The sequence below is a fragment of the Pseudomonas sp. 3B-A001-10F genome, assembly GCF_056313565.1.
This window is the reverse complement of sequence record NZ_JBQYFW010000049.1, coordinates 1-14,608: the sequence shown is the minus strand read 5'-3', so window position 1 is coordinate 14,608 and position 14,608 is coordinate 1. Positions and strand designations below refer to the sequence as shown.

Below are 14,608 nucleotides of genomic sequence, written 5' to 3'. Positions count from 1 at the left end.
GGTAACGGCCCGTCGTGAGCCTTGCGAGCAAGTCTCACCGCGGAATGTCCGCTGGACGCAGTCTTGCGTAGCTCAGCTACGCAAGCAGCAGTCACAGGTGGCGCGGCACTCAAACGAGCGCAGCGCCGAATGCGCAGTACCTAACGAAGACGGTAAAAAGCATGAATCTTCACGAGTATCAGGGTAAGCAGCTGTTCGCTGAATACGGCCTGCCAGTTTCCACTGGTTACGCAGTAGACACCCCGGAAGCAGCAGCAGAAGCTTGCGACAAAATCGGCGGCAGCGAGTGGGTTGTCAAAGCCCAGGTCCACGCCGGTGGTCGCGGTAAAGCGGGCGGCGTTAAGCTGGTTCGCAGCAAAGAAGACGCCAAAGCCTTCGCACAGCAGTGGCTGGGCAAGCGTCTGGTGACTTACCAGACTGATGCCAATGGCCAGCCAGTCACCAAGATCCTGGTTGAATCGTGCACTGATATCGCTAAAGAGCTGTACCTGGGCGCTGTCGTTGACCGTTCGAGCCGTCGCATCGTGTTCATGGCTTCCACCGAAGGTGGCGTGGACATCGAGAAAATCGCTCACGACACTCCAGAAAAAATTCTCAAGGCCACTATCGATCCACTGGTTGGCGCTCAGCCATTCCAGGGTCGCGAGCTGGCATTCCAGCTGGGTCTGGAAGGCAAGCAGGTTGCTCAGTTCGCCAAGATCTTCGTAGGTCTGGCCAAACTGTTCAAGGATCACGACCTGGCTCTGCTGGAAGTGAACCCGCTGGTGATCAAGGCTGACGGCGATCTGCACTGCCTGGACGCCAAGATCAACATCGACGCCAACGCCATGTACCGTCAGCCTAAGCTGAAGACTTTCCACGATCCGTCGCAAGACGATCCGCGCGAAGCGCACGCTGCCAAGTTCGAACTGAACTACGTAGCACTGGAAGGCAACATCGGCTGCATGGTCAACGGTGCTGGCCTGGCCATGGGTACCATGGACATCGTCAACCTGCATGGCGGCAAGCCAGCCAACTTCCTCGACGTAGGTGGTGGCGCTACCAAGGAACGCGTAACTGAAGCGTTCAAGATCATTCTGTCCGACACCAACGTCGCTGCAGTACTGGTCAACATCTTCGGCGGCATCGTTCGCTGCGACATGATTGCCGAAGGCATCATCGGCGCTGTGAAAGAAGTCGGCGTGAAAATCCCGGTTGTTGTTCGCCTTGAAGGCAACAACGCTGAGCTGGGCGCTAAAGTACTGGCAGAAAGCGGTTTGAACATCATCGCTGCTACCAGCCTGACCGACGCTGCTCAACAAGTTGTCAAAGCTGCGGAGGGCAAATAATGAGCGTCCTGATCAATAAAGACACCAAAGTTATCTGCCAGGGTATTACCGGTTCGCAAGGTAGTTTCCACACCCAGCAAGCCATCGAATACGGCACCAAGATGGTTGGCGGCGTAACTCCTGGCAAAGGCGGCACCGAGCACCTGGGTCTGCCAGTGTTCAACACCGTTAAAGACGCAGTAGAAGCCACTGGCGCTACCGCCAGCGTGATCTACGTTCCGGCTCCTTTCTGCAAAGACTCGATCCTGGAAGCGGCATTCGGCGGCATCAAGCTGATCGTCTGCATCACCGAAGGCATTCCTACCCTGGACATGCTGGACGCTAAAGTTAAGTGCGACGAGCTGGGCGTAGTCCTGATCGGCCCTAACTGCCCAGGCGTGATCACCCCAGGCGAATGCAAGATCGGCATCATGCCAGGTCACATTCACTTGCCAGGCAAGGTCGGTATCGTTTCGCGTTCCGGCACCCTGACCTACGAAGCTGTTAAGCAGACTACTGACGCCGGTTTCGGTCAGTCGACTTGCGTCGGCATCGGTGGTGACCCGATCCCGGGTTCGAACTTCATCGACATCCTGAAGCTGTTCCAGGAAGATCCGAAGACCGAAGCGATCGTGATGATCGGTGAGATCGGCGGTTCGGCTGAAGAAGAAGCGGCTGCCTACATCAAGGCACACGTGACCAAGCCGGTTGTTTCCTACATCGCTGGTGTGACTGCTCCTCCGGGCAAGCGCATGGGCCATGCTGGCGCAATCATCTCTGGCGGCAAAGGCACTGCAGACGAGAAATTCGCTGCACTGCAAGACGCAGGCGTGAAAACCGTGCGTTCGCTGGCAGACATCGGCAAGGCCCTGGCCGAGCTGACTGGTTGGGCTGTCAAGTAAGCCTCGCGCTTAACTGACGCTTTACCAAACAAAGGCCACCTTCGGGTGGCCTTTGTCGTTTCTGGCACCTGCGTCATCAGTGATATCGCTTTCGCGAGCAAGCTCGCTCCCACATTTGTACGCATTCCCAAGTGGGAGCGAGCTTGCTCGCGAAGGCTATTTATAGACATCTACCCAATTACATGCAAAAACGCGACACGGAAACGTCGCGTATCGGATAGTTCGCCCTCTAACAGTGCGTTCGCACGACAAATTCGTTAGGCTAGCAGCCATTTTTGCGTCTGCCGCCCACAAGGCATGCAACGCGCTTTAAGGGTCAGTCCCATACGGATCGACAGCATTTCCCTAATTACACAGGGCAATCCCCCTCTAAATTCCGATTTCAGTAGTGTGGTATTACCTTAATGAAAGTTTTGAAAGGTCAGGACATCCTGGCACTTGGCTTTATGACATTTGCCCTGTTCGTTGGGGCTGGCAACATCATCTTCCCGCCGATCGTGGGCTTGCAGGCCGGACCTCACGTCTGGATGGCCGCGCTGGGCTTCCTGATCACTGCGGTGGGTCTGCCGGTGATCACCGTCGTTGCACTGGCCAAGGTCGGTGGGGCGATGGATACGCTGAGCAGCCCGATCGGCAAGATTGCCGGCGGCATTCTGGCGGCTGCGTGCTACCTGGCGGTCGGCCCGTTGTTCGCCACCCCGCGTACCGCAACCGTATCGTTTGAAGTCGGTCTGGCGCCGCTCACTGGTGAAAGCCCGTTGGCACTGTTCCTCTACAGCTCGGTGTACTTCCTGCTGGTGTTCTTCATCTCGCTTTACCCTGGGCGGTTGCTGGACACCGTTGGCCGTTTCCTCGCGCCGCTGAAGATCATCGCACTGGCGGTGCTCGGTATCGCCGCATTCGCCTTGCCGGCGGGTGACATCGGCCAAGGCACGCCGGAATACGTTGCGGCACCGTTCTCTCAGGGTTTCATCAATGGATACCTGACCATGGATACCTTGGGCGCGCTGGTGTTCGGCATTGTCATCGTTAACGCGATCCGCTCCCGTGGCGTCGAGTCGCCCGCGCTGATCACCCGTTACGCGATCATCGCCGGGCTGATTGCCGGTGTCGGTCTGGCGCTGGTGTATGTCAGCCTGTTCCGCCTCGGTTCCGGCAGCCACGAAGTGGCGGCGGGCGCGACCAACGGCGCGGCGGTACTGCATGCCTACGTGCAACACACCTTTGGTTCGCTGGGCAGCGGTTTCCTCGCGGTGCTGATCTCGCTGGCGTGCCTGGTGACAGCGGTCGGCCTGACCTGTGCTTGCGCTGAGTACTTCAGCCGTGTGCTGCCACTGTCCTACAAGACCCTGGTGATCATTCTGGCGGCGTTCTCGCTGCTGGTGTCCAACCTGGGCCTGACCAAGCTGATTGCCTTCTCGATCCCGGTGCTGACCGCGATCTACCCGCCGTGCATCGTGCTGGTGGCGCTGAGCTTCTGCAAAGATTTCTGGCATGAGCACGGCCGCATTCTTGGTCCGGTGATGCTGGTATCGTTCGTGTTCGGCACCATCGACGCGCTGAAAGGCGCCGGTCTGGCCGACTGGATGCCATCGCAGCTGTCCCACCTGCCGCTGAGCGAGCAGGGTTTGGCATGGCTGGTGCCGTGTGTGATGACCCTGGTGGTCGCAGTGGTTTGCGATCGCATGCTGGGCAAGCGCAGCGAAGCGGTTGCCTGATGTTGTCTGACCCGCCAAAAGCGGGTCTTCAATGCTTAAACAGAAATGCCCCGTATCAATCGATACGGGGCATTTTTTATGCGCCTCAGGCAGTGTCTTTTTCCCTAGGCTAACGTCGAAGGGTTGCCGAAGTCCTAATGTGGGAGCGAGCCTGCTCCGGGCGGCGCTCCCACAGGTAGCATCCATACTCCACAGGGAATTGCATGTCGTTCATCCAAGCCAACCTGATCCACCTGCTCGCCGCCGTCTGGTTTGTCATCTGCTGGGGCGGTTACACCCGTTATGCCGGCTGGAAAGCCCGCGACACGGCGTGTCTGGCCAGTGTGCTGCACCTGTACCGCGAGGACTGGATGCGCCGTATGTTGCTGCGTGACAACCGCATCGCTGACGCCAGCGTGATTGGCAATCTTGAACGCAACGCCTCGTTCTTCGCCTCAAGCACATTGATTATTCTCGCCGGCATTCTCACCGTGCTTGGCGCGTCAGAACGGGCGGTTTCGTTGCTGGCGGACATCCCGATGGTGCAACAGGCGTCGCAGGGCATGTCGGAGATCAAGTTGCTGTGTCTGGCGATGGTGTTCGTTTACGCCTTTTTCACCTTTAGCTGGTGTATGCGCCAGTACAACTTTGCCGCCGTTCTGGTGGGGTCGGCGCCGATGATTGGCGAGCGGCAGGTGTCGGAGCAGGAGCGTAAAGCCTTCGCCTTACGGGCGGCGCGAGTGATTTCGATGGCTGCCAACCAGTTCAACTTCGGCTTGCGTTCCTACTACTTCGGCATGAGCATGCTGGCCTGGTTTGTCAGTCCATGGCTGTTCATGCTGATGAGTGCCGGCGTCGTGGTGGTTCTGTATCGCCGGGAGTTCCATTCCGACGTTCTCGATGTCATGGTCTATACCCCTACAGAAGCCCCCCTTCCCGAAACAAACAGAGAGGTCGCTTGATGAGTATTCCGTTCTGGTGTGTGTTTATCAGTGCGCTGTTGATCTATATCGCGCGTATGCCGGTAGGCAAGGCGATGAAAGAGCAGGGTGGTTACAACAATCACCTGCCGCGTCAGCAACAGGCGCAATTGACCGGTTACGGCGCGAGGGCGCTGGCGGCGCATCAGAACAGCATCGAAGCGTTCATCTTGTTCGCAGTCGGTGTGTTGATGGCGCACACCACGCAAACCGCAGGATGGCTGATCGACACATTAGCGATCGTCTTCGTGATCGCGCGACTCTTCTACTTGTGGTTCTACCTGGCCGATCTTCCCAAGCTGCGCAGTCTGGCCTGGATAGTTGGCGTATTGTGTTCGCTGTTGCTAATGATTAGTCCGACTTTTAGAACTGTCTTGCTCTAAGGCCGCTCTGGCATTAATTCCCAGGCAAAAGAAAACCCGCACTTGGCGGGTTTTCTTTTTTCTGCAGCAAAAAGCGAATTATTGCTTCTTGGCAGCTTCTTCTTGTGCAGCAGCGTTCGATTCAGCCTGAGCTTTGGCAGCTTCGGCGTTTTCTTTCGCAGCGTCGTTCACTTTATCCTGAGCTTTGTTCATGTCCTGCTGAGCTTGTTCAGCATGTTGGTTGGCATCTTGAGCTTTGTCCTCGGATTTTTTATCGCAGGCAGCGAGACCGAGGGAAGCGGTCAACATCAAGGCAATAGCAAAAGTCTTACGCATGGGGTGTTTCTCCTTATGGAAAATAACTACTGGCCTTAAGAACTCGGCGCTACAGGTTAAGTTCCTCATTTCTTTCAGATATATAAGTTTGTTTTTACACGGAACTTTTGCTGGTTTGCACACTACTGGCAAAAGGCTCTAACGAGAGTAATTATCATATGGCCGAAAATCCCGTTTTTGAGCGTGCCACGCGATTTCTCTCCGCGCTGCGCCACTGTCAGGTACTCGGTTTGCAGGTGCACAGCGCCTCGGCCGAAGGGCTTACGGTGATCTTGCCGTACAGCGAAAAAATCGTCGGCAATCCCCGGACCGGAGTCATTCACGGCGGGGCGATTACTTCATTGATGGACACCGCCTGCGGGATGTCGACCCTGTGCGTGTTGCCGGAGTTCGAGGTGTGTCCGACCCTTGATCTGCGCATCGACTACATGCACGCCGCCGAGCCGAACAAGGATGTGTATGGCTTTGCCCAGTGCTACCGAGTGACCACCGATGTGATATTCGCCCGAGGCTTCGCTTATCAGGATGATCCCGAACAGCCCATCGCCCATGTGGTTGGCACCTTCATGCGCATGGGTAAGGGCCTTAAAGGCACCAAAGGTTTCGGCGGCGCGATCAAGGGAGAAAGTCAGTGATTGACGACCTCAAGCAACAATTGCAGCAGGCCCATGCAGAGGGTGATTACGCGCCGTTGCTGGAACTGATCCCGTACGCCGGGCTAATCGGTATCGAGTGTTCGCGAGTCGGTGATGAACTGTTGTTCAAGCTGCCGGCGAACAAGGACAACATTGGTAACCCTTTATTGCCAGCGATCCACGGCGGGGTGATTGCCGGATTCATGGAGCTGGCCGCCGCTCTGCATCTGTTGATTTTCACCGGTGCGCCTGGCGTGCCGAAGATTATCGACTTCTCCCTCGATTACCTGCGCGCCGGGCAGTTCCGCGATACCTGGGCCAAATGTCAGGTCTGCCGTCAGGGCCGGCGCGTCGCCAACGTTGCGATCACAGCCTGGCAAAGCACTGAAAGCGAACCGATTGCCACCGCGCGTGCGCACTTCAAAATCGAGGAGCCCTTGAAATCCTGAACAGCGCCCCAAACTCACAAGACAACCCGCCGTCGATCATTTCGGGTCGCGGCCACTGCCATCTGATTGGAGTTTGATGACCATGAGTGTGGAAACTCAAAAGGAAACCCTGGGCTTCCAGACCGAGGTAAAGCAACTGCTGCACCTCATGATCCATTCGCTGTATTCCAACAAGGAAATCTTCCTTCGCGAATTGATCTCGAACGCCTCTGACGCTGTCGACAAGCTGCGCTTCGAAGCCCTGGCCAAGCCAGAGTTGCTCGAAGGTGGCGCTGATCTGAAAATCCGTGTGAGCTTCGACAAGGACGCCAAGACCGTCACCCTCGAAGACAACGGTATCGGCATGAACCGTGACGATGTGATCACCCACCTGGGGACCATCGCCAAATCCGGCACTGCCGATTTCATGAAGAACCTCTCGGGCGATCAGAAGAAAGATTCGCACCTGATCGGCCAGTTCGGTGTGGGTTTCTACTCCGCCTTCATCGTTGCTGACCAGGTTGATGTGTACTCTCGTCGCGCCGGCACCCCGGCCAGCGAAGGCGTGCACTGGTCGTCGAAAGGTGAGGGCGAGTTCGAAGTCGCCACCATCGAAAAACCAGAACGTGGTACCCGCATCGTCCTGCACCTGAAAGCCGCTGAAGACGAGTTCGCCGATGGCTGGCGTCTGCGCAACATCATCAAGAAGTACTCCGACCACATCGCCTTGCCGATCGAGCTGCCGAAAGAAGCGGCAGCAGCAGAAGGCGAAGAAGCACCAGCCGTTGAATGGGAAACCGTCAACCGCGCCAGTGCTCTGTGGACCCGTCCGCGCACTGAAGTGAAGGATGAGGAATACCAGGAGTTCTACAAGCACATCGCTCACGACTTTGAAAACCCGTTGGCCTGGAGCCACAACAAAGTCGAAGGCAAGCTCGAATACAGCTCGCTGCTGTACGTGCCGGCCCGTGCACCGTTCGACCTGTACCAGCGTGAAGCGCCGAAAGGCCTGAAGCTCTACGTGCAACGCGTGTTCGTCATGGATCAGGCCGAGTCGTTCCTGCCGCTGTACCTGCGCTTCATCAAAGGCGTGGTCGATTCCAACGACCTGTCGCTGAACGTGTCGCGGGAAATCCTGCAGAAAGACCCGATCATCGATTCGATGAAGACCGCGCTGACCAAGCGTGTGCTCGACATGCTGGAAAAACTGGCGAAAAACGAGCCTGAGCAATACAAAGGCTTCTGGAAGAACTTCGGTCAGGTCATGAAAGAAGGCCCGGCAGAAGATTTCGCCAACAAAGAGAAAATCGCCGGCCTGCTGCGTTTCGCATCGACCAATGGCGACGACGGCGAGCAGATCGTTGGTCTGGCCGACTACCTGGCCCGTGCCAAGGAAGGTCAGGACAAAATCTACTACCTCACCGGCGAAACCTACGCGCAGGTCAAGAACAGCCCGCACCTGGAAGTCTTCCGCAAGAAAGGCATCGAAGTGCTGCTGTTGACTGACCGCATCGACGAGTGGCTGATGAGCTACCTCAGCGAGTTCGACGGCAAGACTTTTGTCGACGTGGCGCGCGGTGACCTCGATCTGGGCAATCTGGACTCGGAAGAGGACAAGAAAGCTGCAGAAGAAGTCGCCAAGTCGAAAGAAGGTCTGGTTGAGCGTCTGAAAACCGCGCTGGGCGATTCCGTGGCTGAAGTCCGCGTATCGCATCGTCTGACCGACTCGCCGGCCATTCTGGCCATCGGCGAGCAGGATCTGGGTCTGCAAATGCGCCAGATCCTCGAAGCCAGCGGGCAAAAAGTGCCGGATTCGAAGCCAATCTTCGAGTTCAACCCAAGCCACCCGCTGATCGAGAAACTCGATGGCGAGCAGAGCGAAGAGCGGTTCGGCGATCTGTCGCACATCCTCTTCGATCAGGCAGCCCTGGCTGCCGGCGACAGCTTGAAAGATCCGGCCGCTTATGTGCGCCGCCTGAACAAGCTGCTGGTTGAACTGTCGGTTTAACCAAGTCGTAGAAAAACCCGCTTCGGCGGGTTTTTTCATTCTGGTGTTTAGCAAATCAGGAGTCAGAAATGAGCGAAGTCACTGTACGTTCCGTGGTCTACCAGATCGACGGCCAGCCTTATGAAGGTCGTCTGGCGTTCGACGCCGAGCACAAAGGCGCGCGGCCGGGTTTGTTGATGGCGCCGAACTGGATGGGCGTCAGCGCCGGTGCCGAAGAGATCGCCAAATCGGTGGCGGCCAAGGGCTACGTGGTGTTGATCGCTGACGTTTACGGTCAGGCTGTGCGTCCGCAGAATGCTGATCAGGCCGGCGCGGCGATGATGCCGCTGAAGGATGATCGCGCGCTGCTGCGCAAGCGTATGCAAGCGGCGTTCGAGCAGTTGCAGAAGCAGGGCGAAGCGGCGGTGGATACTTCGAAACTGGCAGTGTTCGGTTTCTGCTTTGGTGGTTGCTGTGCGCTGGATCTGGCGCGCACCGGTGCGCCGGTGAAGGCTGCGGTGTCGTTCCACGGCACGCTGGATTCACCGAATCCGGCCGACGCGCAGAACATTAAAGGTTCGGTGCTGGTGCTGCACGGTGCTGCAGACCCGTTGGTGCCGAAAGAGCAATTGCCGGCGTTTGAGGATGAAATGAACGCTGCGAAAGTCGATTGGCAGTTGCTGAGCTATGGCGGTGCGGTGCACTCGTTCACTGATCCGCATGCCAATGTGCCGGGCAAGATGATGTACGACGCGAAGACCGCGAAGCGCGCGTTCAAGTCGATGCATGATTTGCTGGATGAAGTGTTCAAGGGCTGAAGCCTGAAAAGCAAAAGCCCCTCATCGGAACGCCGCCCGCCTAACCCTCTCCCAAAGGGAGAGGGGACTGATTGGGGGATGCTGAAGGACTACGCCGACCTGAAAGGGCAGTGCTGAATCCATAATCGCCAAGACTTTTCAGGTCGGCGTATAACCTGAGACATCTCGGTCGGCTCCCTCTCCCTCTGGGAGAGGGCTGGGGTGAGGGTACTGATGGTGGGTGCTCAACCAACGCGTCGACCTGAAAGTGTCTTGGTGAATCCATAATCGCCAAGATTTTTCAGGTCGATGTATGACGCAAGACACCTCGGTCGGCTCCCTCTCCCTAAGGGAGAGGGCTGGGGTGAGGGTACTGATGGTGGGTGCTCAACCAACGCGTCGACCTGAAAGTGTCTTGGTGAATCCATAATCGCCAAGACTTTTCAGGTCGATGTATGACGCAAGACACCTCGGTCGGCTCCCTCTCCCTAAGGGAGAGGGCTGGGGTGAGGGTGCTTTTCAGCGCGGCAACTCGATCCGCTCAACTTCCCCCGGCACCGTCGGCCAATCCCCGGCCGCCCATTTGCGCCGCGCCTCATCAATCGCCGCCGGATCGCTTGCCACAAAGTTCCAGTTGATCCGCCGAGGCCCATCCAATGGCGCGCCGCCGAACACCACCGCATGAGCGTCGCTTTCGGCAAACAGGCTCATCTCTTCCCCGGCCGGCAACACCACCAACGCATGCGGCTCAATCGTCTCGCCGTTCAACTGCGCATCCCCACTCAACACATACACCGCCCGTTCTTCGTGCTCGGTCGGAATCAGCAGGGTGGTCGCCGTTTGCATTTTCACTTCCGCATACAACGTAGGAGAAAGCACCGGTACCGGTGATTCGAGGCAAAAGCCCGATCCGGCGATCATCCGAATCTGTACACCAAGGTTATCGCTGACCGGCAAGGTCGCCGCCGGGTGATGGCTGTAATGTCCGGGACCTTGCTCGTGCTCCTTGGGCGAGGCCAGCCAGATTTGCAAACCGTGCATGGTGAAGCTTTGCTTCCACAGCGGCTCTGGCGTGCGCTCGACGTGCGCAATCGCGCTGCCAGCGGTCATCCAGCTGACATCGCCAGCGCCGACCACCTGATCGGAGCCGAGGCTGTCCTTGTGCAGGAGTTGGCCTTCAAATAAATAGGTGAGGGTCGACAGACCGATGTGCGGGTGCTGTCGGATGTTCATGCCTTTGCCCGTCGGATAAACCGTCTCGAGCATGTGATCAAAAAACACGAATGGCCCGACACTGCGGCATTTGGCTGACGGCAGCGGACGCAGAATCGGCTGGCCTTCGACGTCTTCGGTGCGCGGGCGGATGATCAGAGGTTGCGTGTCCATGGTGCATTCCAGGCTGAGCGGGTTATGCCAGAAGCATAACCCGCCGCTGGCATCAGGAGGATTACTGGCTATCGAAGCCTTGCGGCGCGTGGGTCTCGATCGTCACTTCGCTGGTGGTCATCAGTTTGTGAATCGGGCAGCGATCGGCGACGCGCAGCAGTTCTTCACGCTGGGCGTCGGTGAGTACGCCTTTGAGGGTGAGGGTTACGTGCAGGGCGTATTTGCCTTTCTGCTCTTCACTGTTGTCGCGTTTGACCTCGACTCCGACACCGGTCAGCGGGATGTCTTTTTTCTTCGCGTACATCTTTAGAGTCAACGCTTTGCAGGCGCCGAGGGCGGCATCGAAGTAGTCGTGCGGCTCAGGTGCCGAGCCTTCGCCGCCTGCCGATTTGGGCACGTCGGCAAACAGTTCGTGATCATCAATCTGTACGGTGTGACGAAAACCTTCAGCGGAGACGGTATTGACGGTAACGGTCATGGGAACCTCACTGGCAGTAGGAAAAGTCGGTCGATCAAAAAAGACCTTGCAGTTATAGAGCATTCCCACCGGTACGCGTTCCACTTTCCTGCGGGATGAACCCTTGTCGTCAGGGCGGGGTCTAGGCTATGCCTACTTCCCGGAGATTACTTGTGTCCCTGTATCGTCTGAGTCTTGCCTGTCTTCTTCTGGTTGCCGGCAGCGCGAGCGCCCGCGATTACACCTACAGCGATGCGCACCTGCATTACGTGGATTTTTTCCAGGAAAGCGCAGGCATGGCGAAACTGCTGACAGCCATGCAGGACAATTCCATCGAGCATGTAATGATTTCCGGCATTCCGGTGGCGAAGAAATGGCACGAAGACGAACCCAAGCGTCCGCGCTATTACGCGGGTGACGACGCTGACGCCTACTGGTACAGCGCAACCGATGTGATCGTTGCTGATGCCGTGCAAAAACTCAGCGTCGAGCAGCGCCCGTACTTTCATCCGTTCCTGGCCGGCTTCAACCCCAACGACAAGAACTCCGCCGCACATATCCAGCGCATGCTCGACCTTTACCCAGGGCTTTGGCAGGGCATCGGCGAAGTGTTTACCCGGCATGACGATCTCACGGCGCTGACGTCCGGCGACACACCGCGCGCAAACAACGAAGCGATGACCAAGATCTATCACCTGGCCGCTGAGAACGATCTGCCGGTGATGCTGCATTCCAACATCACCTCCAAGCGTGAGAAAAATCCGCTGTACCTGAAGGAAATCGAAGAGCCGCTGCGTAATCACCCGCATACACGATTTATCTGGGCGCACGCCGGCACCAGTGCCGAAATTCATCGGCATCAGACACAACTGAAGTTCTTGCTGCCCACGCTGACACGCATGCTCGAGGCGTATCCCAACCTGTTTATCGACTTGTCCTGGAGCATGCTCACGCCGTACCTGCTGGACGAACAGGGCACGCCGCGCGCGGAGTGGCTGGCGCTGGTCGAGAAATACCCGGAACGCTTCATGCTCGGCTCTGACGTGGTCGGGCGTTTCAATAAGCTCGGTGAAGAAATGCGCAGTTTCAAACCGTTCCTTGATGCGCTGCCGGAAGACGTTGCGCAAAAAGTCGCTCGGGATAACTTCCTGGCAATCTTGCCGCGAACGGTGCTCAAGTCCGGCAAAAGCACGCTGAATCGTTAATGCCAACGGTTCGTAGGATCAAGGCCTTTTGATATCGCCTTTTCGTCTTACGCAAATTTTCGCCGGGCCGATACCTTCTAAAGCAACCAGCTGCAGGGTTGATGCAGCGCTTTTGGAAGGAACCAGAGCAATGAGTATCCGTAGTCTCAATATTGCCCCGCGCGCCGGCCTCGGTTTTGGCCTGTTGGCGCTGATGGTATTTGCCCTCGGGGCGTTCGCTTTACTGCAAATGTCGAACATGCGCGCGCAGTCCGACGAGGTCGATAACAATTGGCTGCCGAGCGTGATGGCGGTCGGCGAGATGAGTCAGGACATGCTGCGCCTGCGAGCGTTGACCATGCGTCTGTTGCTCAATCGTGATCCGCAGGCGCTCGAACAGAACGTTGCCAAACTCAATGAATTGCGCGGTGTGCTCAGTGAAGCCCAGCAGCGATATGACGTGCTGATCGTGTTGCCCGAGGAGCGCAAGCTGTTCGATCGCTTCAAGGTTGCCGAACACCAATATCTGGAGTTTCAGGCACAGGTCATGCACCTGTCTGCGCAGAATCGGGTCGAGGAGGCCGCGACCATTCTCAATGGTCAGATGAGTCCTTTGGCCGACGAAATCGCAGTGCTTTTGCGCGAACTGGTTGAGCTGAATAAACACAATGCCAATCTCGCCACTGAAGCTGCGCGGTTGGTGTTTATGAATTCGCGGGTGTGGGTCGGGGTGATGATTGGCGTGACCGCGCTGATCACCATCGGCCTGGCCCTGTTGCTGACCCGCAGCATCGTGTTGCCGCTGGCGCAGTCGTTGGGCGTGGCCGAGGTGGTGGCGGGTGGCGATCTGACCGGCGACATCAACATCAGCGGCAAGGACGAGCCGGCGCGGCTGTTGCAGGCGCTCAAGAGCATGCAGTACAACTTGCGCGAGACGATTCGGCAAATCTCGGAGTCCTCCAGCCAATTGGCCTCGGCGTCAGAGGAGCTGAGTTGCGTCACGGAAGACGCTACGCGCGGTTTGCACCAGCAGAGCCTGGAAATCGAACAGGCGGCCACGGCGGTCAATCAGATGACAGCTGCAGTGGAGGAGGTTGCCAGCAATGCCGTGGCAACGTCAGAAGCGTCGCGGGAATCCGATCGTATTGCCCAGCATGGTCGTGAACAGGTGCATCAAACGGTGTTGTCTATTGAATCGCTTGCCGATGATGTGACGGCCAATGCCAGCCAAGTAGAAGATCTGGCGCAGAAGGTCTATAGCATCAGCAAAGTGCTGGACGTGATTCGTTCGATTGCCGAGCAGACCAATTTGCTGGCGCTGAACGCTGCGATCGAGGCGGCGCGGGCCGGTGATGCCGGGCGTGGGTTTGCTGTGGTGGCGGACGAGGTGCGGGCCTTGGCGCATCGCACCCAGCAGTCGACGCAAGAGATTGAGCAGATGATTGGCGGGATTCAGCAGGGTACCGATTCGGCGGTCAGTTCAATGCAGCAAAGCAATGTGCGTGCGCGTTCGACGTTGGAGCTGGCCAAGGCTGCCGGGACTGCACTTGAAGAGATCGCCTCGGCATTCACGCTGATCAACGAGCGCAATCTGGTGATCGCCAGTGCTTCGGAAGAGCAGGCGGCGGTGGCGCGGGAAGTGGATCGTAATCTGATGAATATTCGTGATCTGGCGATGCAGACATCGGCCGGGGCCAATCAGACCAGTGCGGCGAGTCAGGAGTTGTCGCGGTTGGCGGTGAATTTGAACAATATGGTGGCCAAATTTTCTGTCTGAGTTTCGTCTTCAAAAGCCCCTCACCCTAACCCTCTCCCAAGGGGAGAGGGGACTGACCGTGGGGAATTAAAGAGCTACGCCGACCTGATCTTGCGTTGGTGAGTCCATAATCGACTCGATCTTTCAGGTCGATGTATGGCGCCAGACATCTCGGTCGGCTCCCTCTCCCCCGGGAGAGGGCTGGGGTGAGGGGCGAAGGTGATACAAAAAATCGGGTTGAGCGCAGGCGAAAAAAAACCCCGCGTTTGCGGTAATGCTGTTCACTTAAGCGGAGCAGCCTTACGGTCCACCGGAAACCGGGTTTTTGAGATCTTCACCGTCCTTGGCCTCGAAGGCCTTGGGCGGTGATCCAGAAACAGCCCGCCAACGCCTT

Annotated in this window: 14 protein-coding genes; 11 read left to right on the top strand and 3 right to left on the bottom strand. The window is 57.5% G+C overall.

What is annotated here, in order from left to right:
- The first annotated feature begins 161 nt into the window (after window positions 1–161).
- The 5 genes from sucC to AC0ZWN_RS27370 all read left to right on the top strand — a co-directional run bounded on the left by sucC (window position 162) and on the right by AC0ZWN_RS27370 (window position 5,269).
- Window positions 162–1,328 (top strand): ADP-forming succinate--CoA ligase subunit beta, encoded by a 1,167-nt coding sequence (sucC, locus tag AC0ZWN_RS27390; protein ID WP_007919879.1) that lies wholly within the window; start codon window positions 162–164, stop codon window positions 1,326–1,328.
- Window positions 1,328–2,209 (top strand): succinate--CoA ligase subunit alpha, encoded by an 882-nt coding sequence (gene sucD / locus AC0ZWN_RS27385; protein ID WP_008082972.1) that lies wholly within the window; start codon window positions 1,328–1,330, stop codon window positions 2,207–2,209. Before sucC ends, sucD begins: the two co-directional genes overlap by 1 nt.
- A 404-nt stretch (window positions 2,210–2,613) precedes the next feature.
- Window positions 2,614–3,927 carry a branched-chain amino acid transport system II carrier protein gene (gene brnQ / locus AC0ZWN_RS27380; RefSeq protein ID WP_476337486.1) on the top strand — a complete coding sequence of 438 codons (1,314 nt, stop codon included), beginning with the start codon at window positions 2,614–2,616 and terminating at the stop codon, window positions 3,925–3,927.
- Window positions 3,928–4,130: 203 nt separating this feature from the next.
- Window positions 4,131–4,868: a DUF599 domain-containing protein gene (locus AC0ZWN_RS27375; protein WP_095050220.1), complete on the top strand. Its 738-nt coding sequence runs from the start codon at window positions 4,131–4,133 to the stop codon at window positions 4,866–4,868.
- Window positions 4,868–5,269 (top strand): MAPEG family protein, encoded by a 402-nt coding sequence (locus AC0ZWN_RS27370; RefSeq protein WP_476337483.1) that lies wholly within the window; start codon window positions 4,868–4,870, stop codon window positions 5,267–5,269. Before AC0ZWN_RS27375 ends, AC0ZWN_RS27370 begins: the two co-directional genes overlap by 1 nt.
- Window positions 5,270–5,347: 78 nt before the next feature.
- On the opposite strand, the gene AC0ZWN_RS27365 is transcribed toward AC0ZWN_RS27370, so the two are convergent.
- Entirely contained in the window at window positions 5,348–5,584 is a 237-nt protein-coding gene (locus AC0ZWN_RS27365) for a hypothetical protein (protein WP_007919867.1), read from the bottom strand.
- A 158-nt stretch (window positions 5,585–5,742) separates the two neighbouring features.
- On the opposite strand from AC0ZWN_RS27365, the gene AC0ZWN_RS27360 reads away from it, so the two are divergent.
- The 4 genes from AC0ZWN_RS27360 (at window position 5,743) to AC0ZWN_RS27345 (ending at window position 9,452) form a co-directional block, all read left to right on the top strand.
- Window positions 5,743–6,219: a PaaI family thioesterase gene (locus tag AC0ZWN_RS27360; protein ID WP_476337479.1), complete on the top strand. Its 477-nt coding sequence runs from the start codon at window positions 5,743–5,745 to the stop codon at window positions 6,217–6,219.
- Window positions 6,216–6,668, top strand: a complete 453-nt coding sequence (locus AC0ZWN_RS27355; RefSeq protein ID WP_220558339.1) for a PaaI family thioesterase — start codon at window positions 6,216–6,218, stop codon at window positions 6,666–6,668. The genes AC0ZWN_RS27360 and AC0ZWN_RS27355 overlap by 4 nt, the downstream gene beginning before the upstream one ends.
- An 82-nt stretch (window positions 6,669–6,750) precedes the next feature.
- Entirely contained in the window at window positions 6,751–8,655 is a 1,905-nt protein-coding gene (gene htpG / locus AC0ZWN_RS27350) for a molecular chaperone HtpG (RefSeq protein ID WP_026000821.1), read from the top strand.
- Between the two features lie 68 nt (window positions 8,656–8,723).
- A complete protein-coding gene (locus tag AC0ZWN_RS27345; RefSeq protein ID WP_186624877.1) occupies window positions 8,724–9,452 on the top strand; it encodes a dienelactone hydrolase family protein in 729 nt (242 codons plus the stop codon).
- Between the two features lie 498 nt (window positions 9,453–9,950).
- On the opposite strand, the gene AC0ZWN_RS27340 is transcribed toward AC0ZWN_RS27345, so the two are convergent.
- Together AC0ZWN_RS27340 and AC0ZWN_RS27335 are read right to left on the bottom strand one after the other, a co-directional pair.
- A complete protein-coding gene (locus tag AC0ZWN_RS27340; protein WP_476337476.1) occupies window positions 9,951–10,817 on the bottom strand; it encodes a pirin family protein in 867 nt (288 codons plus the stop codon).
- A gap of 61 nt (window positions 10,818–10,878) precedes the next feature.
- Window positions 10,879–11,295, bottom strand: coding sequence for an OsmC family protein (locus tag AC0ZWN_RS27335; RefSeq protein WP_103306606.1), 417 nt, complete (start codon window positions 11,293–11,295; stop codon window positions 10,879–10,881).
- Between the two features lie 128 nt (window positions 11,296–11,423).
- Between AC0ZWN_RS27335 and AC0ZWN_RS27330 the strand changes: the two genes are divergently transcribed.
- Together AC0ZWN_RS27330 and AC0ZWN_RS27325 are read left to right on the top strand one after the other, a co-directional pair.
- A complete protein-coding gene (locus AC0ZWN_RS27330) occupies window positions 11,424–12,479 on the top strand; it encodes an amidohydrolase family protein (protein ID WP_476337473.1) in 1,056 nt (351 codons plus the stop codon).
- A gap of 130 nt (window positions 12,480–12,609) precedes the next feature.
- Window positions 12,610–14,235, top strand: coding sequence for a methyl-accepting chemotaxis protein (locus tag AC0ZWN_RS27325; protein ID WP_476337471.1), 1,626 nt, complete (start codon window positions 12,610–12,612; stop codon window positions 14,233–14,235).
- The last annotated feature ends 373 nt before the right edge of the window (window positions 14,236–14,608 follow it).

Bases quoted from the DNA above. Each gene is read 5' to 3' on its own strand.
- sucC (WP_007919879.1), top strand. From the start codon at position 162: ATGAATCTTCACGAGTATCAGGGTAAGCAGCTGTTCGCTGAATACGGC.
- sucD (WP_008082972.1), top strand. From the start codon at position 1,328: ATGAGCGTCCTGATCAATAAAGACACCAAAGTTATCTGCCAGGGTATT.
- brnQ (WP_476337486.1), top strand. From the start codon at position 2,614: ATGAAAGTTTTGAAAGGTCAGGACATCCTGGCACTTGGCTTTATGACA.
- AC0ZWN_RS27375 (WP_095050220.1), top strand. From the start codon at position 4,131: ATGTCGTTCATCCAAGCCAACCTGATCCACCTGCTCGCCGCCGTCTGG.
- AC0ZWN_RS27370 (WP_476337483.1), top strand. From the start codon at position 4,868: ATGAGTATTCCGTTCTGGTGTGTGTTTATCAGTGCGCTGTTGATCTAT.
- AC0ZWN_RS27365 (WP_007919867.1), bottom strand. From the start codon at position 5,584: ATGCGTAAGACTTTTGCTATTGCCTTGATGTTGACCGCTTCCCTCGGT.
- AC0ZWN_RS27360 (WP_476337479.1), top strand. From the start codon at position 5,743: ATGGCCGAAAATCCCGTTTTTGAGCGTGCCACGCGATTTCTCTCCGCG.
- htpG (WP_026000821.1), top strand. From the start codon at position 6,751: ATGAGTGTGGAAACTCAAAAGGAAACCCTGGGCTTCCAGACCGAGGTA.
- AC0ZWN_RS27345 (WP_186624877.1), top strand. From the start codon at position 8,724: ATGAGCGAAGTCACTGTACGTTCCGTGGTCTACCAGATCGACGGCCAG.
- AC0ZWN_RS27340 (WP_476337476.1), bottom strand. From the start codon at position 10,817: ATGGACACGCAACCTCTGATCATCCGCCCGCGCACCGAAGACGTCGAA.
- AC0ZWN_RS27335 (WP_103306606.1), bottom strand. From the start codon at position 11,295: ATGACCGTTACCGTCAATACCGTCTCCGCTGAAGGTTTTCGTCACACC.
- AC0ZWN_RS27330 (WP_476337473.1), top strand. From the start codon at position 11,424: ATGCCTACTTCCCGGAGATTACTTGTGTCCCTGTATCGTCTGAGTCTT.
- AC0ZWN_RS27325 (WP_476337471.1), top strand. From the start codon at position 12,610: ATGAGTATCCGTAGTCTCAATATTGCCCCGCGCGCCGGCCTCGGTTTT.